Source organism: Bacillus sp. M6-12 (assembly GCF_002860285.1).
Classification (GTDB): Bacteria; Bacillota; Bacilli; order Bacillales; family DSM-1321; genus Peribacillus.
In genome coordinates this window covers 1-21,318 of sequence record NZ_PGVF01000022.1, presented here as the reverse complement: position 1 = coordinate 21,318, position 21,318 = coordinate 1, and the positions used below count along the sequence as shown (strand labels likewise).

At 41.5% G+C, this 21,318-nt stretch carries 28 protein-coding genes and 1 pseudogene; 11 read left to right on the top strand and 18 right to left on the bottom strand.

Features of this window, described 5'->3' with window-relative positions; translation table 11 throughout:
• Positions 1-19 precede the first annotated feature (19 nt).
• From CVD28_RS21235 to CVD28_RS21205, 9 genes are all read right to left on the bottom strand, one after another.
• The gene (locus CVD28_RS21235; RefSeq protein WP_101596298.1) at positions 20-577 is read right to left on the bottom strand and encodes a DUF5366 family protein; all 558 of its coding nucleotides are present in this window, start codon (positions 575-577) and stop codon (positions 20-22) included.
• A 151-nt stretch (positions 578-728) separates the two neighbouring features.
• Positions 729-860, bottom strand: coding sequence for a hypothetical protein (locus CVD28_RS28930; protein ID WP_257985945.1), 132 nt, complete (start codon positions 858-860; stop codon positions 729-731).
• Between the two features lie 8 nt (positions 861-868).
• Positions 869-1,138 carry a MerR family transcriptional regulator gene (locus CVD28_RS21230; protein WP_101596296.1) on the bottom strand — a complete coding sequence of 90 codons (270 nt, stop codon included), beginning with the start codon at positions 1,136-1,138 and terminating at the stop codon, positions 869-871.
• A 55-nt stretch (positions 1,139-1,193) separates the two neighbouring features.
• Complete coding sequence (locus CVD28_RS28925; RefSeq protein ID WP_257985948.1) at positions 1,194-1,538, bottom strand: zinc-binding dehydrogenase; 345 nt, start codon at positions 1,536-1,538, stop codon at positions 1,194-1,196.
• Positions 1,539-1,541: 3 nt separating this feature from the next.
• Positions 1,542-2,162, bottom strand: coding sequence for an alcohol dehydrogenase catalytic domain-containing protein (locus tag CVD28_RS28920; protein ID WP_257985944.1), 621 nt, complete (start codon positions 2,160-2,162; stop codon positions 1,542-1,544).
• A 113-nt stretch (positions 2,163-2,275) separates the two neighbouring features.
• Positions 2,276-2,605 carry a hypothetical protein gene (locus tag CVD28_RS21220; protein ID WP_142384809.1) on the bottom strand — a complete coding sequence of 110 codons (330 nt, stop codon included), beginning with the start codon at positions 2,603-2,605 and terminating at the stop codon, positions 2,276-2,278.
• A 66-nt stretch (positions 2,606-2,671) separates the two neighbouring features.
• Positions 2,672-2,977 (bottom strand): hypothetical protein, encoded by a 306-nt coding sequence (locus CVD28_RS21215; RefSeq protein WP_101596291.1) that lies wholly within the window; start codon positions 2,975-2,977, stop codon positions 2,672-2,674.
• A 327-nt stretch (positions 2,978-3,304) separates the two neighbouring features.
• The gene (locus CVD28_RS21210; protein WP_101596289.1) at positions 3,305-3,646 is read right to left on the bottom strand and encodes a hypothetical protein; all 342 of its coding nucleotides are present in this window, start codon (positions 3,644-3,646) and stop codon (positions 3,305-3,307) included.
• Positions 3,647-3,767: 121 nt separating this feature from the next.
• Positions 3,768-4,016, bottom strand: coding sequence for a hypothetical protein (locus tag CVD28_RS21205; protein WP_101596286.1), 249 nt, complete (start codon positions 4,014-4,016; stop codon positions 3,768-3,770).
• 239 nt (positions 4,017-4,255) lie between these two features.
• Here CVD28_RS21205 and CVD28_RS21200 point away from each other — a divergent pair, with 239 nt between their 5' ends.
• The 8 genes from CVD28_RS21200 (at position 4,256) to CVD28_RS21165 (ending at position 11,117) form a co-directional block, all read left to right on the top strand.
• Positions 4,256-6,667, top strand: coding sequence for a Na+/H+ antiporter subunit A (locus CVD28_RS21200; RefSeq protein WP_101596284.1), 2,412 nt, complete (start codon positions 4,256-4,258; stop codon positions 6,665-6,667).
• Positions 6,654-7,076: a Na(+)/H(+) antiporter subunit B gene (locus CVD28_RS21195; RefSeq protein ID WP_101596282.1), complete on the top strand. Its 423-nt coding sequence runs from the start codon at positions 6,654-6,656 to the stop codon at positions 7,074-7,076. The genes CVD28_RS21200 and CVD28_RS21195 overlap by 14 nt, the downstream gene beginning before the upstream one ends.
• Complete coding sequence (locus CVD28_RS21190; RefSeq protein ID WP_101596279.1) at positions 7,076-7,417, top strand: Na(+)/H(+) antiporter subunit C; 342 nt, start codon at positions 7,076-7,078, stop codon at positions 7,415-7,417. The genes CVD28_RS21195 and CVD28_RS21190 overlap by 1 nt, the downstream gene beginning before the upstream one ends.
• Positions 7,410-8,897, top strand: coding sequence for a Na+/H+ antiporter subunit D (locus tag CVD28_RS21185; RefSeq protein WP_101596275.1), 1,488 nt, complete (start codon positions 7,410-7,412; stop codon positions 8,895-8,897). Before CVD28_RS21190 ends, CVD28_RS21185 begins: the two co-directional genes overlap by 8 nt.
• Positions 8,897-9,373, top strand: coding sequence for a Na+/H+ antiporter subunit E (locus tag CVD28_RS21180; RefSeq protein WP_101596272.1), 477 nt, complete (start codon positions 8,897-8,899; stop codon positions 9,371-9,373). The genes CVD28_RS21185 and CVD28_RS21180 overlap by 1 nt, the downstream gene beginning before the upstream one ends.
• A complete protein-coding gene (locus CVD28_RS21175; protein WP_101596269.1) occupies positions 9,373-9,657 on the top strand; it encodes a Na(+)/H(+) antiporter subunit F1 in 285 nt (94 codons plus the stop codon). Before CVD28_RS21180 ends, CVD28_RS21175 begins: the two co-directional genes overlap by 1 nt.
• On the top strand, positions 9,641-10,000 hold the full coding sequence (gene mnhG / locus CVD28_RS21170; protein WP_101596266.1) for a monovalent cation/H(+) antiporter subunit G: 360 nt from the start codon (positions 9,641-9,643) through the stop codon (positions 9,998-10,000). The genes CVD28_RS21175 and mnhG overlap by 17 nt, the downstream gene beginning before the upstream one ends.
• 340 nt (positions 10,001-10,340) lie before the next feature.
• Positions 10,341-11,117, top strand: coding sequence for an FAD-dependent oxidoreductase (locus tag CVD28_RS21165; protein WP_180954262.1), 777 nt, complete (start codon positions 10,341-10,343; stop codon positions 11,115-11,117).
• Positions 11,118-11,418: 301 nt separating this feature from the next.
• Here CVD28_RS21165 and CVD28_RS21160 read toward each other — a convergent pair.
• Positions 11,419-11,795 (bottom strand): annotated as a pseudogene (locus tag CVD28_RS21160) (hotdog fold thioesterase).
• Positions 11,796-11,822: 27 nt separating this feature from the next.
• A complete protein-coding gene (locus CVD28_RS21155) occupies positions 11,823-12,467 on the bottom strand; it encodes a DedA family protein (RefSeq protein WP_101596262.1) in 645 nt (214 codons plus the stop codon).
• A 104-nt stretch (positions 12,468-12,571) separates the two neighbouring features.
• Here CVD28_RS21155 and CVD28_RS21150 point away from each other — a divergent pair, with 104 nt between their 5' ends.
• The gene (locus tag CVD28_RS21150; protein ID WP_101596260.1) at positions 12,572-12,979 is read left to right on the top strand and encodes a hypothetical protein; all 408 of its coding nucleotides are present in this window, start codon (positions 12,572-12,574) and stop codon (positions 12,977-12,979) included.
• 161 nt (positions 12,980-13,140) lie between these two features.
• On the opposite strand, the gene CVD28_RS21145 is transcribed toward CVD28_RS21150, so the two are convergent.
• The 3 genes from CVD28_RS21145 to CVD28_RS21135 form a co-directional block, all read right to left on the bottom strand.
• Positions 13,141-13,326 (bottom strand): hypothetical protein, encoded by a 186-nt coding sequence (locus tag CVD28_RS21145; RefSeq protein ID WP_101596374.1) that lies wholly within the window; start codon positions 13,324-13,326, stop codon positions 13,141-13,143.
• 100 nt (positions 13,327-13,426) lie between these two features.
• The gene (locus CVD28_RS21140; protein WP_101596258.1) at positions 13,427-14,932 is read right to left on the bottom strand and encodes a leucyl aminopeptidase; all 1,506 of its coding nucleotides are present in this window, start codon (positions 14,930-14,932) and stop codon (positions 13,427-13,429) included.
• 56 nt (positions 14,933-14,988) lie between these two features.
• The gene (locus CVD28_RS21135; RefSeq protein WP_101596256.1) at positions 14,989-15,363 is read right to left on the bottom strand and encodes a DUF309 domain-containing protein; all 375 of its coding nucleotides are present in this window, start codon (positions 15,361-15,363) and stop codon (positions 14,989-14,991) included.
• A gap of 465 nt (positions 15,364-15,828) precedes the next feature.
• Here CVD28_RS21135 and CVD28_RS21130 point away from each other — a divergent pair, with 465 nt between their 5' ends.
• On the top strand, positions 15,829-16,311 hold the full coding sequence (locus CVD28_RS21130; protein WP_101596255.1) for a divergent PAP2 family protein: 483 nt from the start codon (positions 15,829-15,831) through the stop codon (positions 16,309-16,311).
• Between the two features lie 293 nt (positions 16,312-16,604).
• On the opposite strand, the gene CVD28_RS21125 is transcribed toward CVD28_RS21130, so the two are convergent.
• The 4 genes from CVD28_RS21125 to CVD28_RS21115 all read right to left on the bottom strand — a co-directional run bounded on the left by CVD28_RS21125 (position 16,605) and on the right by CVD28_RS21115 (position 19,470).
• Positions 16,605-17,294: a 3D domain-containing protein gene (locus tag CVD28_RS21125; RefSeq protein WP_101596253.1), complete on the bottom strand. Its 690-nt coding sequence runs from the start codon at positions 17,292-17,294 to the stop codon at positions 16,605-16,607.
• A 144-nt stretch (positions 17,295-17,438) separates the two neighbouring features.
• Positions 17,439-17,762 carry a YuiB family protein gene (locus CVD28_RS21120; RefSeq protein ID WP_101596251.1) on the bottom strand — a complete coding sequence of 108 codons (324 nt, stop codon included), beginning with the start codon at positions 17,760-17,762 and terminating at the stop codon, positions 17,439-17,441.
• A 111-nt stretch (positions 17,763-17,873) separates the two neighbouring features.
• On the bottom strand, positions 17,874-17,999 hold the full coding sequence (locus tag CVD28_RS28285; protein WP_180954264.1) for a YuiA family protein: 126 nt from the start codon (positions 17,997-17,999) through the stop codon (positions 17,874-17,876).
• 253 nt (positions 18,000-18,252) lie between these two features.
• Positions 18,253-19,470 (bottom strand): NAD(P)/FAD-dependent oxidoreductase, encoded by a 1,218-nt coding sequence (locus CVD28_RS21115; RefSeq protein ID WP_101596249.1) that lies wholly within the window; start codon positions 19,468-19,470, stop codon positions 18,253-18,255.
• A gap of 507 nt (positions 19,471-19,977) precedes the next feature.
• Here CVD28_RS21115 and CVD28_RS21110 point away from each other — a divergent pair.
• Positions 19,978-20,976 carry an NAD(P)/FAD-dependent oxidoreductase gene (locus tag CVD28_RS21110; protein WP_101596247.1) on the top strand — a complete coding sequence of 333 codons (999 nt, stop codon included), beginning with the start codon at positions 19,978-19,980 and terminating at the stop codon, positions 20,974-20,976.
• The last annotated feature ends 342 nt before the right edge of the window (positions 20,977-21,318 follow it).

Below are 21,318 nucleotides of genomic sequence, written 5' to 3'. Positions count from 1 at the left end.
TCCCCGTAAAGCCTCCTTTTTACACAGGCAAACTGGCCATTATGCTGTTATACAGCTTTAGGAAAGCAAAAACGACTGTGAAAAATAAAGCAGACCAAATGAAGGTATGAAAAAAGATTAGTCCAATCAGTCCAGCGATTGAGAGGCTAGACTGGATTTTATACACAAAGTATATAAATGCGATAATCGTTGAAGCAAGAAAGATTCCGATAATGCCTGGTAAAAAATGAATGCTCAAAAGTGAAAAGGCCCCCCCAATGAAGTATATGACGGATCCAAGCCGGATGCTTTTGAGCCCCTCTCCCTCCGATTCTTTTGAAAAGAAAAGCAGAGACAGTTCAAGCGCAGTATCTGATATCAGTTTTAAGGCGGCAAACAACATGAAAAACAATATAAACAAAACAAGAAGCAGGGACAGTTTTATGCCTGCGTCCGGTACAAATTCAAGCATGCCATTATAGATCCCGACATTTTTGAGTAAAACGACAGCCTGCAATTCCATATATATCGCAAAGGATAAACTGAAAAGCACGATGGCAATCAACGGAAAATAACCAGTTAAATATGTATTTTTCATTATAATCCTCTTCTTTCAAAATGGTACTCTCCCATTATGCAAAACTTTCCTCCTTCCTACAACAAATTCCCTATTATCTTTCCGATCACTCCACTTTTTCCAAATTAAACAGCCTGCTCCTAAAATAATGGAGCAGGCTGTTTGGTTATATTTAAGAGGTTTCTGTTGCTTGCTGCAGCATTTTAGCATAAAGCGCCTTTTTTTCAGCGGCAATAGCTTTAATTGACTTTAATTCAACTATTTGCTGTTCCAATTGGATGATATGCTGATCAAGTATCTCCATACGCTTGCTTAAAATATTTTCGATTTCCGTATCCCGGACTTTTCGTGCAGCAAGACAGCCTCTTCCATGAATTTCCCGATATCTTCCAGCTTCATCCCTGTTCGCTTTAGGCCGTTAATAAACCGGATGAAGGTTAGATCTGCCTCCGTATATTGGCGAATGCCATTTTCCTTTCCATCCTGCCGGCTGGGATTTGGAAGCAGTCCCACTTTTTCATAGTATCTTAATGTATAAGCTGTAATTCCCGTTAATTTTGAGACATCACCTATTGAATACATTGCCAGACAGCCTTTCTTAATTGGTAAGGACTATTTTCCCCGCTGCGGCGGACTGCTACAGGAGTGCTTGTGCAGCTCCAGCCTTATCCAATGGAATCCTGTGAGAAATCAAAGGATTTATTTTCCGTTGTTTTAATAGTGAAAGCAAAAACTCGGCATCCTTTTGGAACCAGTCAGGGTGGTTCCTTTTTAATTCAGTAATGCTGTACAAAGAAATAGTGTTCCCTTTCTCAGTTTTACCTTTTTCTATAAAACTCGTCCAGTCTCTAATCCAATTTTGGTCGTTTTTCTCCTCCAGAATAGTTGTATATCCATATCCAACGAACCTGCCATTTTTGCTTAAGGTCTGGAGGGAACGATTCCAATTCTGTCCGCCGATAGGGTCGAAAACCGCATCTATTCCTTAAGGAATGTTTTTGTTTATCACCTCAACAAAGTCCTCATTCTTATAATCAATTGCATTCGAACCGTATTTAGTGAGGGTATTGTGCTTGGGCCGGGATGCAGTGCCATACATTTTCAATTTATAGAGACTGCCAAGCTCAAGCAAGGCAGTGCCTACTCCTCCACTGGCGCCTTGTATCAGTAAGCTTTCCCCCTCCTTAACCTTCGCCAGGCGATGGAGCATCTGATAGGCAGTCACATAATTCAGGATAACGGCAGCTGCTTTGGGAGAATCAATGCCCTCCGGTACTCTGAACAGCTGATCCTCTGTCGCATATACGTACGCGGCATAACCCCCGGTGCCATTGAAGAATGCTGCTGCCTTTTCTCCTTTTGAAAACAGTTTTACATCATGGCCCACTTCTTCAATGATCCCTACCGCATCATATCCCGGGGTAAAAGGAGGCGTTGGGGAGGAGGGGTAAAGCCCTTCTCTTCTCATAATATCCGCAATCGCCACTCCTGCACTTTCAACTTTTATGAGGACTTCTCCAGCTCCTGGCTTGCGCAGCGGTTCCTCCAAAATCTCAATGACCTCGGGCCCTCCATACCGGTTAATGACCACACGCTTGTTCAACACAGACATCTCTCCTTTTTTAGGAATTAACTGATGCCTGAATTGTACGACTTAGAGTCAACTCTAAGTCAAGGGGCTGAAAATAAATATGTAAAAGGAAGCCAAATAACTGCCAATTATCTGGCTTCCCTTCTCGCTTGGCCAAACAATCTCACTTTGGATGATGAATCGGATTTATCATCGTTTGATTTTTTCTTTTTTGAATCTGATAAATCCTCCCATTTCTTGACCGCTGTCTCAAATTGCTGGTTTGATAGCTGGTTTGAAGCTAGTAATGCACAAAGCATAGCATAGGCTATCGGCCTGGTGTCCACCTCAACGCTTACATGCACATCCACATTTGAATTACCGCTGTGGCCAATCGCTGAGTTGTTTTTTGTATTTTCCAGATTTTCATTTTTGTCATTTGAATCACTTGATGACATGGAACGAAAAAATTTATCCATAATGTTCACTCTCTATCTTTATAGAATAGGCGGAATAGGAGAACCTCCAGATTCCGCCAAGAATAATTAGTCTTCAAATTCCTGTCTTTGATCCTGGTCCTGATCTTGATCGGATTCAGAGTCTGATCTTGAACGAACTCTGGCAATTGAATCAGAATCCACATCGATGTTTAGGTCTATTTTAGAGTTACCGCTGTCAGTGATTTTTGCAATATTAGTATTGCGTGTAGAGTTTTTGACATCATTCTCGCTGTCAACATCACTGTCGCTTCTAACATCGTTATCAATATCAAAATCTACATCAGACCTGCTATCGGAATCTGACTCGGAACGGCTTCTGCCGCCGCGGGAAAACCAATCATTAATTCCCATTACAATCTCTCCCTTCTCCTTAGTTATGAGTAGTATATTCATGATTTAGGAAGGAGAATGGACAAACACACCAGGGCAAACGTGGAATTTATCGAAAAGCGCAGGCTCCCTGACAAAAGGAACTCCGACTAAGATCTGGCAGGGTTGTACATAAAGCCGTTGCAACCTCCGTCCTGAGTCAAACGTCGACGCCAGAACTTCCTGACAGAGAAAGAACGGTTAAGGTCGCCAGTGTCTTAAACCGTATTACAACCTTCGTCCAGTGGCATTTTCTTCAGTGAAAAATTAAACGGAGTATGGGTGGCTTCCCCATGCTCCGCTTTAAAATTAATCTTCAAATCTTTGATCTTGTTCTTGATCCTGTTCTTGATCTGAATCAGATTCAGCACGGGAACGGACTCTCGCTCTGGAATCAGAATCTACATTGATGTCCAGTTCAATTTTGGCGTTGCCGCTGTCTGACAGTTTAGCAACATTGACGTTCCTGGTAGAGTTTTTTACATCATTTTCACTATCAACTTCACTGTCGCTTCTTGTATCGTTGTCTATTTCAAAGTCCACATCGGAGCGGGAATCGCTTTCAGAATCACTTCTGGAAGACCCTCCATTGCCGCCGTTATATCCATTTCCGTAGCCTTTTCCGCCATTTGGAAACCATACTTTACCCATTTATCTTTCTCCCTTCATTTGAGTTATGAGCAGTATATTCAGGGCAGAAAAATAAGCTTAGACAAACTGACTGATGAAACAGCGGATTTTTAGACAGGCTCCATTTGGGCGATATTCACCTTCACATTTCTTTGTCCAGTTTGCGGATTTGGATATATTCCCTTGGTTTGAAGTTCCATTGCGTTGTTTTATCAAGATGTCCTTCTTGTACGGGCCTGATCAGCGGATCTGAGACGTCATATACCGATACTGGCGCTTCTCTATGATTAAAATTGATATATTCTCTTTTACTTCCCTCATTTATTATCCAGGCACCAATGAATAGAAAGAAAAAGATGCCGCTGCAGGCGATTGCTTTTTTCCTGACCATATGATCACCTTCCTTTTTTTAGTCTTTCTGAAAAAAAAGGAAGTCATACCCAGAATATTTTTCTGAAAATATAAAAAATCTCTAATCCAAACCAATGCAAGCAAGTTAAAATTACGTTATAATTTTTTGTAAGGAATCTGTGTATATGTTATCTATTACAAGACTTTTAATGTTTTATGGCTTTTTTTGTTTTGGCATAGTTTTGCATTAATTATTAAAAATAATGATGGGGGGATTACATGTCTTTATTGCACCTGGCTATTTTTTCGCCTTTTCTGCTTGCTATTGCAATTCCAATTTTATATAAGCATATCCGCAGCGTACATACAGGTTGGTTTGTGCTTGGATTGCCTATTATTCTTTTTACATACTTTTTCCGCCTCATGCCTGTTACCCAAAAGGGAGAAACGATTACCAAAAGTTTTGCCTGGATTCCTTCCCTGGATATAAGCTTCGATGTTTATGTCGATGGATTGGGCTTGCTTTTTGCTTTGCTGATTACCGGAATCGGATCCCTTGTCATTCTATATTCCATTTTTTATTTATCAAAGGATAAAGAACAGCTGGGCAGTTTTTATACCTACCTGCTTTTATTCATGGGCGCAATGCTTGGCGTTGTTTTATCTGATAATTTGATTGTACTCTACACATTTTGGGAGTTTACCAGCCTATCCTCCTTTTTGCTGATTGGCTATTGGCATCACCGAGAACGGTCCCGCTACGGTGCACAAAAATCATTGCTCATAACCGTTTTGGGCGGATTAGGGATGCTGGGAGGCTTTGTACTCCTCTTTATCATGGGAGGCACCTTCAGTATTCGCGAACTAATTGGACAAGCTGATACCCTATATGGCCAAGCTTTGTTCCTGCCTGCACTTCTGCTTATCCTTCTTGGTGCTTTTACCAAGTCAGCACAGTTCCCTTTTCATATCTGGCTGCCTGATGCGATGGAAGCCCCTACCCCAGTAAGCGCCTATCTGCATTCTGCAACAATGGTTAAAGCGGGGATATATCTTGTTGCAAGAATGAGCCCTGTATTTGCAGAATCAGGAGTATGGTTATGGCTGATCGCTTCTTTCGGTATTGTCACACTTTTCTGGGGATCCTTCTCTGCAGTAAAGCAAACCGATTTGAAAGGCATTCTGGCTTTCTCCACAGTCAGTCAGCTCGGTTTGATAATGTCGTTGCTGGGAGTAGGTGCTGCTGCCCTTCACTATGATTCGATCGGTGAAAATGTATATATGGTTGCCACTGTAGCCGCCGTATTCCATTTAATTAATCATGCCACCTTTAAGGGAAGCTTGTTTATGGTAGTTGGGATAATTGATCATGAGACCGGTTCAAGGGATATCCGAAAGCTTGGCGGACTGATGGCATTTATGCCGATTACATTTACCATCGCGGCCATTGGCGCATTTTCAATGGCAGGGCTTCCTCCGTTCAATGGATTTTTAAGTAAGGAGATTTTTTTCACAGGCATGGTTAATGTTCTGAACATGGACATTTTTAACCTTGACACTTGGGGAGTCCTGTTTCCTGTCCTTGCCTGGATCGGAAGCATCTTTACTTTTGTTTACAGCATGATTGTTGTATTTAATGTTTTTGGAGGAAAGCATCAGCCGGAGAAATTGGAAAGAACACCGCATGAAGCTCCTTTGGGCATGCTGATTTCTCCAGTTATACTAGCTTCATTGGTCATTATTTTTGGCATCTTCCCTAACCTTTTGTCGGGAACACTTATTGAGCCCGCAGTAGCTTCCATTGTTCCCTCCCTGCTTAATGGGGAATTTCATGTTCACATCGGTTTCTGGCATGGATTTACGCCCGAACTGTTTATGACAATTGGAGTAATTACGCTTGGCATCCTGCTCTATGTAACGCTTCTCAGATGGAAAAAAGTTTATTCTTTATTGCCTGAGTCGATGTCATTAAATCATTTATACGATAAATCGGTTGACCTGGCTGAACAGGCTTCAAGATGGATTACCCGTTTGTTCATGACTGGCTTTATCCGAAGCTATCTGGTTTATATCTTTTTGTTCTTCATTATTTCACTGGGCTTTACGCTGTATTGGCTGGATGCGTTTAAGCTTAATCTTGGCAATACTGCTCCAATTCGTATGTACGAGCTGATTCTCGCCATTATCATAGCGATTGGCTCAGTGTTTATTTTGTTTGTTAAGTCCCGGTTAACCTCAATAATCCTGCTTGGGGCAGTGGGCTATACGGTGTCATTATTTTATGTTTTTTTCCGGGCACCCGATCTTGCGTTAACCCAGCTGATTATTGAAACCATATCAGTAGCGTTATTCCTGCTGTGTTTCTATCACTTGCCGAAAATGAACCTAAAAGAAGAGCGGCTGAGGTTTAAGTTTAACAATGCTTTGGTTTCGATAGGCGTGGGTACAATTGTGGCATTAATTGCCCTTTCAGCCCACAGCAATAAACTGTTTGATTCTATTGCAAGTTACTATATTGAGAATGCCTACGAGGAAGCTGGCGGAAAAAATGTTGTCAATGTCATCCTGGTGGACTTCCGCGGATTGGATACAATGTTTGAAATCACGGTGCTGGGAATAGCAGCAATCGGCATTTATTCGTTGATTAAGCTTCGTATGACAAGGGGGGAGGAAGCGGATGAAAACAAATGATTTAATCCTTCAAACCGTAACCAAGGTTGCTGCCTTCGTAATCATCCTGTTTTCCATTTCGATATTTTTGGGAGGGCATTATTCACCCGGTGGCGGCTTTGTTGGCGGATTGATGACATCCTGCGCGGTAGTGCTGCTGCTGCTGGCTTATGATTTAAAAACGGTAGCCGGCCTGCTGCCGATCGATTACAAAATAATGATCGCTTGCGGATTGCTGATATCCGTATCAACCGTTGCCGGGTCATGGCTGTTTGATGCTCCTCTTATGACGCACGCCTTCAGTGATTTTAATTTTCCTGTTCTTGGAAAAACAACATTGCATACAGCTGTCTTATTTGATTTAGGAGTTTATCTGGTGGTTATTGGCGTCACGATGACCATTATTCAGACGATAGGGGAGAGTGAATAATGGAAATACTAATGGCCATTGTTATTGGAATCTTATTTACCTGTGCTACATATCTTATGCTTTCAAAAAGTATTTTGCGGATAATCATCGGAACAGGCTTATTAAGCCATGGGGCACATCTGCTCATATTGACGATGGGCGGTTTAAAAAGAGGCGCAGTTCCATTGCTTGGAGAACATGCTGAATCATATGTTGATCCATTGCCTCAGGCTTTGATCCTTACAGCGATCGTTATCAGTTTTGGGGTTACTTCCTTATTCCTGGTTCTTGCCTATAGAACATACCAGGAATTGGGGACAGACAACATGGATCATTTGAGAGGAAACGAAGCTAATGAATAATATTGTCTTCCTGCCTGTTCTACTGCCTCTAATAACAGGTGTAGTTTTGATATTCTTTGCTAAAAAAACGGGGATTCAAAAAGGAATTTCACTCTTATCTTCCTTGTGCGGAGTTGCAGCAGCATTATTTTTGGTACAATACATATCTAAAACTGGCATTCAGGCCCTTCAAGTAGGCAGCTGGAAAGCACCCTTTGGAATTGTCATCGTCGCTGACATGCTAGCGGCCCTTTTGGTGCTTACGACAAGCCTGGTAGGGACTGCTGTATTGCTGTACTCCTTCCGCGGAATCGGCCAGGAGCGGGAAAAGTTTTATTTCTATTCCATTTTTCAATTTTTATTGGTTGGGGTAAATGGAGCCTTTCTGACAGGTGATATCTTCAACTTGTTTGTATTTTTCGAAGTAATGCTGATGGCATCCTATGTGCTTTTGGTATTAGGCGGCACGAAAGCGCAGCTGCAGGAATCTTTAAAATATATATTGGTCAATGTGATTTCTTCAGCATTGTTCGTAATCACCGTTGCCTATTTATATTCTATTGTCGGCACACTAAACATGGCGGACATTGGAAGAAGGATCAGTGAAGCGGGCCAGCCAGGGATCCTCACTGTTATTGCCGTGCTGTTCCTTGTCGTTTTTGGATTAAAAGGAGCCATCTTTCCGCTGTTTTATTGGCTGCCAGGTTCGTATTATGCTGCTCCGATACCGGTTCTCGCCTTATTTGGGGCGTTGCTAACCAAGGTGGGCATTTATTCCATCCTGAGGACTTATACACTTATGTTTCCTCATAAGCAGGGCTATACACATGAGCTGCTGGCAATCCTGGCGATTCTCACTATTATAGTTGGAGTGATAGGGGCTATCGCTTACTGGGATATTAAAAAAATCATTATTTACAATATCGTCATTGCAGTAGGTGTCATTGCATTTGGAATTTCTTTGATGAATCAGGATGGTTTGTCCGGTTCCCTGTTCTATTTAATCCACGATATGATTATTAAAGCAGCGCTATTTCTCCTCGTCGGCATCATGATGAAGATAACCGGAACCAGCAGCTTGCGGGAGATGGGCGGGCTAATTAGAATATATCCTGTACTTGGCTGGACCTTTTTTCTGGCAGCCATTTCGCTTGCCGGTATTCCCCCATTTAGCGGATTTGCAGGAAAGCTGCTAATCTTGCAGGGAGCCGCAGAAAAAGGAGCTTTTATCGGAATGGCAGTTGTTCTAGTTTCCAGTTTGCTGGTTTTATATTCAATCATACGGATTTTCATTTACGGGTTCTGGGGAAAAGAAAAAACTTACTCCCCGCCTTCTCACATCCATGTAACAAAACTTTTAACTCCTGCTATATTATTGGTTGCTGTTTCAATTTTGTATGGTATTGGAACCGAATTTGTATATCCTTTTATCATCCAGGGAACAGAACCCCTTCTTGACCCGCAAATTTATATTGATGCAGTGCTAAAGGAGGAGGGATAATGGCTTTTCAGATTTTGTTAAACGTTATTCTCGCTTATACGTGGATGTTCCTGAAGACCTCCTACTCTAGTTCGGCTTTCTTTGTCGGCTATTTTCTAGGCCTTTTAATTTTATTTGCCTTCAGGAACTACTTTAGCGGCAGATTTTATTTATTTCGGGTTTATGCGATTATCAGGCTCATCGTGATCTTTCACAGGGAACTGTTTTTATCGAATATCGCTGTTTTAAAAGTTGTATTAAAGCCAAAATTAGATATTCGGCCCGGAATCTTCGCCATGCAGACCGTCCTGGAGAAGGATTGGGAAATAACAGTTCTGGCGAATTTAATCACGCTTACCCCCGGCACTCTGGTTGTTGATGTTTCGGATGATAATAAAACTCTCTATATTCACGCCATGGATATAGAGGATGCAGAAGATGTGATTCAAGGTATTAAAGATAGTTTTGAAAATGCGATCCTGGAGGTGAGCCGCTGATGTTCGAGATGATCGTGCGAATTAGTCTACTTTGTATTTCGCTCTCCATGTTCGGCCTTATTTACCGGGTAATCAAAGGACCTTCAACAGCGGATCGTGTTATCGCCCTGGATGCGATGGGAATCAATTTAGTAGCAATTGTAGCCCTTATTTCGATTCTCCTTGATACAAGTGCCTTTCTGGAAGTTATCCTGCTCGTTGGAATATTAGCCTTTATCGGTACAGTAGCCTTCTCAAAATTTATAGAGAAAGGGGAAATAATCGAGCATGACCGAAATCGTTAAAGGTATAGCCGCAATCTTGATTTTATTTGGAGCCTTCCTAAGCCTTGTTACCGCATTTGGCCTGATCAGGCTGCCCGATGTTTACACTAGGAATCATGCTGCCTCCAAAAGTGCTACGCTTGGGGTGATGAGTATCCTGCTAGGAGCTTTCCTTTACTTTTGGGCCGAACATGGGCACTTTAACTCCCGAGTTATCTTAGGCATTGTATTCATCTTTATGACCGCCCCAGTTGCCGGACATTTGATAAGCAGGGCCGCCTATAATAACGGAGTAGCACTGTGGGAGAAAAGCGTTCAGGATGATTTAAAAGGCAAAAATTCACAGCGCCAAATCGAAAAGTAAAAACTGTTTATGGGTTATAGTTTTATATTTATTTTAGCTGCTGGCCTACGGGCTGGCAGTTTTTCTTTTGTCATTCCCTTCAAACTGCCTGCAGGAGATCTGTAAAGTGTTACAAAATATAAATTAACTTATGCTTATTTTAGAAAGTAAAATTCATGAACATTTCACTTTTTGGACTTTGCAAAACGAGTATAGTAGAAGTAGATATGCACATATTTTTACCATAAATATTAAATTTTCAGATCGAAAGAAAGTCTATTTCAGATAAAAACGCCAGCCGGGAAGGTACTATATCGAACTAATTACTATAATTAATTGCCTGCATAAGGGGGGACACGTTGTGAAGGAGCACATTTCGATAATCGGCGGAGGAATTGGCGGCCTGTGTACGGCCGTAGCATTGCAGCAAAGAGGAATTAAAGTCAGGGTATTTGAAAGAAATCCCGAAACAATTACAGCGGGGGCTGGGATCGTAATCAGTGCAAATGCCCTGAAATCTCTAGAGTTTCTTGGCCTGAAAGAATCTGTCCAAGCTTCTGGATTTGCCCAGGATGATTGTACGGTCTTTTCGGAAGCCGGAAAAGTTTTAACCAGCCTGAATTATCAGGAATCACAATTACCCAATTACACTTTTATACTTCGTTCCCAGCTTTCCGAGATACTTGCCTCAGCTTTACATCCCGATACAATAATTTATAGTAGGAAGCTGGTTGACTTTTCTCATAACAGTGAAAATGCAATTATGCATTTTGAGGATGGGACGAGCGAAGAAACCGACTATATGATTGGCAGCGACGGGATTTTTTCAGCGGTTAGACGAAAGCTTCTTCCACATAAACAGCTCCGTTATGCAGGCTATACCTGCTGGAGGGGAATATCTGACCCATGTCCATATTATAAAAAATCAAATTCGAATGAAATTGCCTTCATGGAGTATGAGAAACAAAGGCTCCATAGGACAAGAAAAGTTGTGCAGGAATCCTGGGCTCTTGGAAAGGTTGCTCAAATCGATATCCCCCTGCTTTGTTCCCTAAGAAATCAGGTGCTAAAGCTAACCCCAAATGCAATAAGGCAAAATCACCTAAAAAGTCTGTTTGAACTAGATGCTGAGTTCTAATTAACAAAAGCGCAGGCACCCTGGTCAGAGAAAGAACGGCTAAGATCACCAGTGTTGTAACTAAAACCATGTTACAACCTTCGTCCTTTGGCGTCGCCGGCACTAGCAAGTCCTCCACAAAGCTGACGCTTTGTTTCGTGCGATGTATCGCTGCCGTAGCGTTCCTTATCCTGTGCGTCGGGGCTGGGCGCTGGAGCTAGACATCTGTACTCGTTAAAAAAGTTATACTTACTAATCTTGAAACGAAAAGAGCCATCCACCTTTAGATGACTCTTTCAAATAAAGTTTTCCTTTCCTTCCTTTATTTAATTTGTAAGACCGAAAGCGTGCATTTGGAAACAGAAATGAGCTTCCCTTGTTCGTCCCTGATTTGGATATCCCATACCATCGTTTTTCTGCCATGGTGAAGAACTTTTGCTTCGGCAAAAACATAGCCGTCTTTCTTCCCGGGGACATGATTGGCGTTGATCTCAACACCTACAACTGCTTCCTTTTCTTTATTAACTAGTTCATAACCGCCCATGCTGGAAACAGTCTCAGCCAACGCTACCGAAGCACTTCCATGAAGCAAGCCAAACGGCTGAGCGTCCTTTCATCTACAGGCATTTTTGCGGTTACCAGCCCCTTTTCCAACTCCATAATTTCTATGCCTAGCGCTTCCATTAATGTATTCTTCATCTTCAATATAATCCCCCTTAGGGCCTGCTAAGCCCGCTTTTCCTGTTTCAATGAATGCTTGCCTGTTTCTTTAACTGCATCCTTCCCCCGAATTCCAGCTCTTTTGTACAGCTGAAAAAAGACATAAAGAGCAGAAAGTACAAGCAAGACAAGTAAAGCTTCTTTCTCGTACATTAAGATTCTGTCAAATTCATCACCTAGTTGATATCCAAGGAAAAAAGTCAGGCTGAGCCAAACAAGGGCTCCTGTATAGGAAAAAAGGGCAAAGGTAAGAAAAGAAAGCTTGCTGAATCCGTAAATAAATGGCAGGAATAAACGCATACCGGGGATAAAATAACTGATCGAGAGCGAGAAGGCATGATATTTATTCAGAAGTCTCTTGGACCGATAAATGAGTCTTTTGAATTTTTTTTTTCGGTTAAAATAACCCATTAAATGGGCTCCCGTAAACCTCCCCATGAAATAGATGGAGGTAATCGCAAACAAAATACCTGCATAAGCAGTTATAAAGGCAAATCCCGGATTTAGGAGGCCTTGCTCAGCTGCTATAGATACAGACATTATTATGACTTCATTTGGGATTGGAATAATAAAGATGCCGACCCATAGGTAAATAAACAGGCCGGGATACCCATACTGCCCAAGGATATGTAAAAATGATTCCCATTCCATATCTACACCTCCTCCATCCCTCAATAGCCTTTCCCCTAATTTTTGTAACATAATTCCTATACCCTGATACATACTTTTTTAAAAACAAAAAGGATGTGAAACATTTGAATTATCCTCGACACCTATATTCTTTCAACAATAACCGCTTCCCCGGCCATACGTCCCTTTATCCTGGATACCACCATGTATATGGTTTCCCTTTCTATCGCCAATTTCCTCCTGTAAGTGCTGCTTTTTTAATAAAATCTGCTCAGTCAGCAAATGTTTTACTGAATGATGTTCAGAGAATTACCAATGCGATTGTTCATTCTAAGGAATTTCCCGAAAAACTGATGAGTGCCGCTCAAGCTTCAAAAACAAGCCAGGTTAATGAGATGATCCGTTTAACAGGAGTCCGCAAAGTACCTAAATTCCACTTCAATCCTGATGGAATTATATTAGATTTCGCTGGAGATGAGAACAACAATGAAATTAGCCATATTAGGGTTTTCCTCAAATGGAAAAGCTCTTAATCTCTTGTTTAAAGGAATTGCTTAACCGGTTGAAGAACAAGCACCACCCAGACAATAAGTTTTAGATAAAGATAAATATTGGTTAAATAAGGGTTCATCCTATAAAGACACCTCTGCTTTTTAGGCAGAGGTGTCTTGGCATGCAGCCGATTAAACTATAATCAATAATAGTAACCGTAAGGGTAAGGGTAGTAATATGGAGGGTAGTAATATGGTTGATAGTAAGGCCTTGGTGCTAAGACAGCTGTAGTGAGCAGCCCTCCAAGCAATCCTCCAACAAATGGACTGGCAAACAAAAATGGATTTCGGCCATAGCCTCCGTAATATTGTCTCTGATAATTGTTCATTAGGAATCCTCCTGTCATTATATTTGCCTCCCTATTTTATATGCGGAAATGCAAATAATTGTATGGGTAGGCAGCCTACCCTTGAGACAGGAGAACAAAATTAATTTTGATCTATTTGAAACCGTTCAACCAGCAGGGCTAGTGTACGTGTCATTGCACCTGTAGCTCCTGCTGGACCTAAGTCAGACGCTTTTTTTGTATCTGCTGTTCCTGCTATATCCAAATGGACCCAAGGAGTATTTTCAGCGAATTCTCCAATGAATGCACCGCCCATAATAGCATGGCCTTCCCGGCCAGGGGAGTTGTTCAAATCAGCAATCGGGCTGTTCCGAACCCGCTCCTTATCCTTCTCCGTAATCGGAAGGCGCCACACGGGTTCACCTGCTTCATATGAAGCTTCAAGAACCTGTTCGAAAAGAGCTTCATTATTGGTCATTGCCCCTGTCATTTCTGTGCCCAGGGCGATGACAACTCCACCTGTCAGCGTAGCTACATCGACTAGATATTCAGCTCCATGATGCTTAGCATATGTCACAGCGTCTGCCAGCACCAGACGGCCTTCAGCATCTGTATTCAGCACTTCAATAGTCTTTCCGCTCATAGAAGTAATAACGTCATCCGGCTTGAATGCAGTTCCGCTTACCATATTGTCGGTAGAAGGGATTACGGCAACCACATTTTGTTCAGGCCTTAATTCACCGATAATTTCCATTGCGCCAAGAACCGCTGCTGCTCCGCCCATATCAGTTTTCATCCCGACAATTCCATCCTTCGGCTTTATAGAATAGCCTCCGGTATCAAATGTCACGCCTTTTCCTACAAGCCCGATAACGTCTTTCCACTCATCCTTGCCCTGATACTTAAGTACGATCATTCTTGGCTCCTCATGAGATCCTTGATTTACTGCAAGGAGTGCTCCCATACCAAGCTCCAGCATATCCTCTTTCACAAGAATTTCCGCTTCAAAACCGTACCGGTCAGCAAGCTCAGAAGCATATGAAGCCATGTCTGAAGCAGTTAACATATTCCCGGGAAGGTTAACCAGCGTACGCGCGGAATTTGTGCCGCGGCCATGAATATACCCGACCGTCAAGGAAGCCTTAATTTCTTCACTTTCAATATTGCTTACTACTGTAATTGATTCTATATTTTTTTCTGTTTCATTCGATTTTTGCTTATAACCCTCAAATTTGTAGGTTGCCAGGGAAAATGCCTCAGCTAATGCATGAGCTGCGTCAGTAGCCTCAACCGACTCTGTAACAAAGGAATTCAGCATTACCGTTACGGAAACTGCTTTTGAATCCTGGAGACTCTTAAACACCTTGCCAAACGCTTCTCGCAAAGTGTCAAACGTTAATTGCTTTTCTTTTCCAAGGCCTAAAAAAATAAGTCTCTTAGGTCCCATTTGTCCTAAAGTATGTATCTTGTGAACCATCTTTTTCTTTGATGAAATTTCTCCATCCTTTAATAGCTCAGTTAACTGGCCGCCAAGTATCTCATCCGCCTCTGCTGCAAAGCCTTCCAGCCTGCCGCCTTTTTCAAATACACCCGACAGTACATATTCATGTTTTTCATCAAAGTTTAATTGACCTGTTACAGTGAACAATAAAATTCCTCCTTCTGCATTCCTTACTTATATTATAACAGACTGACTATTCTTTTTTAAACTTCGATATTTAAATAAATACTCGGAAGCTTTGGAAGCGTGCCGATTTCATTAAAAGGCACTTGATCTAACGAAGGAAGAAGAATTTGAGCATATTCAATATAAGAAAGCACTGGTTCCAGCTGCAGGCCCCAGTGCACAGGGCTGTATGGGGTCAAATAGCGGCGTGCAGCCTCCAGCATCGCCCTTGCTCCTTTTACATTCCCATATTCATAATGGTATATTGCCACACTAAGCTGCAGCAGACCTTTTAAAAATAAATTGCCCTTGTCTGTCATCCACATCTCCTCAAGCAAATCGTGGCAGGTGTAATAATCACCTTCGTTGAAGGAAATAAAGAATGTGTAATACTCTATTGGGTACTCTTCCATTTCCTCACATCCTTTTTTTATGTTTAACTACCCTTCATTTGGTTTAATAACATGGTAACAGAGATTTTTTCTAATCTTATATCATCTTTTTAGCTTTTAGACTCTGAAAAACTTGGATGTTGTTTTCCATTCCAGGAGATCGCTCCAATCAACATAGTGGCAATCAGCAATGAGCTTTAATATAGCAACTTTTTAAGAAAAATATTATCTAAAAAACAAGATTGAGACATAATGATTATATAGAAAAGCGCTGCAGAGAATTTGAAAGGCATAATAATCTTTAAGACGAAGACAATTAACTTTCCTTGCTGTCACATACACCCGTACAGCGGATATCCTTTTACTACGCCGGCTATAATGCGCCGGGGCTTAATTAAAAAAAGTTGACGGGTGCTGGGGCTAGACATCTGTGCGTATTGAAATAATCATACTGTGTTTTTATTTTACAAGAAAGGTGGCCCCTCCATGGAATTATGGTTTAACTTTCCCCTAATTGCTTCATTAACAGCCATTTTTTTCGCTCAGTTTGTGAAAGTCCCTATTCAGTACATCGCTATCCGAAAATTGGACTGGTCACTTATCCACTCCACTGGCGGCATGCCCAGCTCTCATTCAGCTGCTGTAACTGCACTGGCAACCGGAGTAGCCCTGGAGTCAGGCTTCAACTCCACCGTTTTTGCAGTAGCAACGGTCTTTGCGATTATAACGATGTTTGACGCGACTGGTGTCAGAAGGCAGGCAGGAGAGCAAGCTGCAGTTTTGAATAAGCTTGTTGCAGATTTTAATACATTCGTTGCTGAGGCGAAAAAGTGGCAGAAGAAGGAAGAAAAGCAAAAACAAAGAGAGCTGAAGGAGTTGCTTGGCCACAAACCAGTTGAAGTATTCTTCGGAGGCCTCACAGGAATTATTTTGACGCTGCTGCTTCATTTCTTATTGTTTCAGCATTAGGGGAATTCAGCCACTCCTTTGTTTTCCGGATAAGCCGAAAATCGCCATATAATTTGTATTAAGGTCTAAGATATTAGCTTACTAGTAGTCCTTGAAAATCATCCTAATACTTAAAAATAGACTAGTTCTTAGCCTATAAAGATTTATCAAACAGAACAGCCCGTACACTTTTTTGGTGTACGGGCTGTTCCATTAAAAAACTTCTTTTTGGCCTGTATTTGCTGCAGTGCCGTTACTGTATGGTATATGTACTTCTTTAAAATACTGTTATTATATGTATGTACTGCACTATCTTATTTCTTTAATTTTCCTTTAAACTGCTGGCGGAATACCTGCAATTCTTTATCCTCATTCAACTCAGTCAGTTCATTTTCAGTTAATTTCCCATTTCCCTCTTTGACCACGTAAACTTCTAGCGTTTTCTTGCCCCAATTCTCAAATACCTCATCAACCGTATTATAATAAAGATCCAGCTCGTTTCCTTTGATGGCCCCGCCCTTATCTGCGACTACTCCATAGCCATACCCTGGAATATAGAGGATTGTCCCAATCGGGAAAACATGTAAATCAGCTGCCACCGTGGAAAATAAATCTCTTTTTACCTTTACGCCAGAATATGTGATCCCATACGATGGATTATCTGGATTCTTGCCGGTCGATTCAAATCCTGCTGTATAACCGGTAGCTACTACTTCTTTAGTGGGATACTTTGTAAAATCCACTGCTTCCTCAATCGTTTTGGGAGCGGTTATCGGTTCAGAAGAAGATATTTCTGTCTTTGCTGGCACGGTGCCATTCAAATACTTATAACCAAGTCCTATCGCCCTTGTATTCTGGTCAGAAATGAAGTGTGAACGAAATTCCTCCCCATTCATCGGCGCCTGTGCCGAAACCCCAGTCACATGGCAGAAGGTGGATTGAACTGCAAAAACTAATAGGAGGGCAATTATGGCCCTTTTGATTAAGTTTTTCATAATATTCATTAAAAATCTTTCACTCCTCTCTGTCATATTACTTTCCCAAAAAAAGAAAGAATATTCATAAAGAGTGAAAATATTTGTTCAATAGAACGAAGGCAAACAAAAAAACCCCATCAGAGTGACAGAGTTTTGAAGTTATGGCGTATGTTAAAACATTCTATATCCTTTGTTTCTGAGAGTTTTAATAACTACTCCTGCAAGGATGGCGCCGGCTAATCCGCTTGTCAGAATAATAATATCCGCAGGAGCCAGGGCAGACAGCTTTCCCCCCAGCTGGCCAAATGAATCTGCCGGGCTTCTGAAATACTCTATTAATTTTTTATTATTAACAATGAACAGAGCAACTAACGGAAAAATCACAACCATAATCCAAGAAGATCGAAATAGCATGTTCAGCAAAAATCCGATCCCGAAAAATAAGACAAAAAATAAGACTACAGAAATAATCAAAACTGGTAAAGACATTGGCATTTTTCTAAAGACCCTCCCTAGAAGCACTAATTCTAGTGTACTTAATCAGGAAAGACCCGTCAATCATCTATTTAACAGGGTAATTTTGATCAAAACTCAGTTATGATCCCCTTATTTTTCTTCCTTCTTACCACTGCCTCCACAGCAAGAACAAGTTTCAGAACCTCCAAGCAATAGCTGAAAATACCCTTTTCCAGAACAATATAAACATTCAAGAGCTTTACCCGTCACTTTCATCATATTAGCCACCCCTCCGGTAAGTATAAAATTAATTAAATTTTCTGATAATATATCAATAAATTCTTATTTTGAAAACCTTCAATTTAGGCGAAAAAGACTCAAGAAAGCGTATACATACTAAATTTCCTCTTCATTTCTCTCTTTTTTAAATAATTTCAGAAAATTTAAACTTTTTATCTAAATGAGTTTCCACAACTAAAAAGGCTGTCCAGGAAATTTTCCTTGGACAGCCTTTTCTTTATAGCTATGCTTACAAAAATTTAAACTTTCCTTTTTTCAAAACTAATGAAGGGCCGCCAATCATAAGAAGTGCGCGGTTATCGATCATTTTCTTCATAAAGGATGCTTTTGTGCCAACAAGTTTCTTGCCATAAACAACACCAATTGCATCATCTTCACCCAGTGAACATACAGTACCTTTAATATCCGGCTTGAATGACTCCAGGTTTTGGTCGTTTCGGATAAGAGACACAAGATTCTTAGCAACGACTTCCCCCTGCTGCATAGCAATTTGAGCAGTTGGAGGATAAGGGCGGTTAATCTCTTCATTGATAACAAGGGAAGAGTCACCGATTACGAAAATATTATCATGGCCAGGAGCACGCAGATCCGGCTGAACCTTCACACGTCCGCGCATGGCCTCGATTCCAGACTTTTCGATTACAGAGTTGCCGCGTACACCAGCAGCCCAAACGACCGTGCCAGCTTTGATTTCTTCTGTTTCGTCTTCACCTTTTGCTACGATAATTCCCTCAGGGGTGCATTCCTTGATCGCTGTGCCGATTTTGAACTCAACACCCTTTTTCTCCAAGTGTGAAACGGCATAAGCAACCAGTTCAGGATCGAAGCCAGGCAATGCTGTTGGAGCAGCTTCTACACAGATAACACGTACTTTTTGGAAATCAACATCAAATTCCTTGCAAAGCTCTGGAATCCGGTTAGCCAATTCACCAAGGAATTCAATTCCTGTAAAACCTGCTCCCCCAACTACAATCGTCAATCTTTCGTCTTTCTTTTCCGCTTCCGTTTGGTAAGTTGCAAATTGATATTCAATATGCCCGCGGATTTGGCGCGCAGAATTTACATTGGAAATGGAGAAGGCATACTCCTTTAAACCTTTGATACCGAATGTCTCCGATTCTCCTCCAAGAGCGATAACTAAATAATCATAGGAAATTTCCCCGTTTTCCAAAATAACCATCTGTTCAGATGTTTTAACTTCAACAACTGAATCCTGAATAAAACCGACTTTATGGCTATCAATAACCGAACGGATATCATAGCGCACCCGATCATGATGCAAAGTTCCCGCTGATGCCTCATGCAGCCAAGTTGTTTCATAGTGATAATCGTTTTTATTAACAAGAACGATTTCGGCTTCATTTACCCCAATAGCTTTTTGTAAACGAGTAGCTGTCATCAGTCCGCCGTATCCTGCACCCAGGATCACAATTTTCTTAGTTCTCAATGGTATCCGAACCACCTTTACAGAATTTTTCTGGAGATGTTAAGCTTATTTCTTATCATTTCACCGCATGTTAAAAAAATTATAAAATAAAAACAAAAGTTTGTGATGTACTTCACGAACTCATTCAAAAAAATGTACTAATTTTGTCAAAGAAAAGTAACAGTATAAGGTCTAAATAAATATTATGCGAAATCGTATACTTTTTCAAGTAACAAATAGTATTTTAATACTGTAAAAATGGAAAAGGTCAAGGTTCACTTCTGCATTTTTAGTCAAAATAACTAAGAAATACCCTATTGGCAAACGGATTGCCAGGATAGTCTGAATAGCAAAGCCCTATAATTAAGGAAGGTCGGATGCTTGTTAATGTAAAAACGCACACGAAGTCGTTTAAAAATGATTTTTTATTCTAAAAATTCTTCCATTAAAGTAGAATACATCTCTTTCCGGTTTAATTTATGTTAAAATGTACATTGGATTGTTACTATCGATGGGGGGATTTGTATAGTGAACGAGGATCAAAAATTATATGATATTACGATAATAGGCGGCGGTCCAGCCGGACTATTTACAGCCTTTTACGGCGGTATGAGACAAGCATCAGTTAAGATTATTGAAAGTCTTCCGCAGTTAGGCGGCCAGCTTTCTGCCCTTTACCCGGAAAAGTATATATATGATGTTGCCGGATTTCCAAAGGTGCGAGCACAGGAGCTTGTTAATAATTTAAAAGACCAAATGGCTAAATTCGAGCCAGCAGTTGCTCTGGAGCAATCAGTTGAGAAGCTTGAAAAGCAGGAAGATGGTAATTTCAAGCTTACAACCGATAAAGAAGTGCATTATTCCAAGACAGTTATCATTACTGCAGGGAACGGTGCTTTCCAGCCACGCCGCATCGAGCTTAAAGAAGGTGCAAAATATGAAGGCAAAAACCTTCATTATTTTATCGATGACTTGAATCAATTTGCCGGCCAAAAGGTTGTAGTTTTTGGCGGCGGCGATTCAGCTGTTGACTGGGCGCTAATGCTTGAGCCAATCGCAGAAAAAGTTACGATTGTGCACCGCCGGGATAAATTCCGTGCGCATGAACACAGTGTGGAAAATTTACAGAACAGTAAAGTTGAAATAAAGACTCCTTTTATTCCTGCTGAGTTTATTGGGGACGAAAACCAAATAAACCAGGTTGTGATAAAGGGTGCTAATAGCGAAGAGCAGGAAGTCATCGATGTAGATGCAGTTATTGTCAATTACGGCTTCGTTTCCTCCCTTGGCCCGATCAAGGAATGGGGACTTGATATTGAGAAAAACTCAATCATAGTTAACTCTAAAATGGAGACAAACGTTCCTGGCATTTATGCAGCAGGCGATATCTGCACATATGACGGCAAGGTTAAGCTTATTGCTACTGGTTTCGGTGAAGCACCAACAGCTGTCAACAATGCTAAAGCTTACATGGATCCAAAGGCGAAGACTCAGCCGCTTCACAGTTCTTCCCTTTTTTCTGAATAAGGAAAAGCGGAAGGGCCCCGGGTAAAGGAAGAAGGGCTTAGTTCGCCACGTCCTGTGGCAACGCCCTCCTGAGCCACATCCTGTGGCCCTCCGACAAGCATAAGACAAGCGCTGACAGAAGGCGCTTTTTGCCTTCGGAAGTGATTTGGCTTATGACCTCGAGGCCGGCTTAGGTCGCCACGTCCTGTGGCGGCGCCGGCACTAGCACGTCCTGTGTGTCGGGGCTGGGCGCTGGAGCTAGACATCAGAGAAAAGCGGAAGCGCCCTGGTCAGCCCCGACAAGCATAAGACGAGCGCTGACAGAAGGCGCTTTTTGCCTTCGGAAGTGATTGGCTTATGACC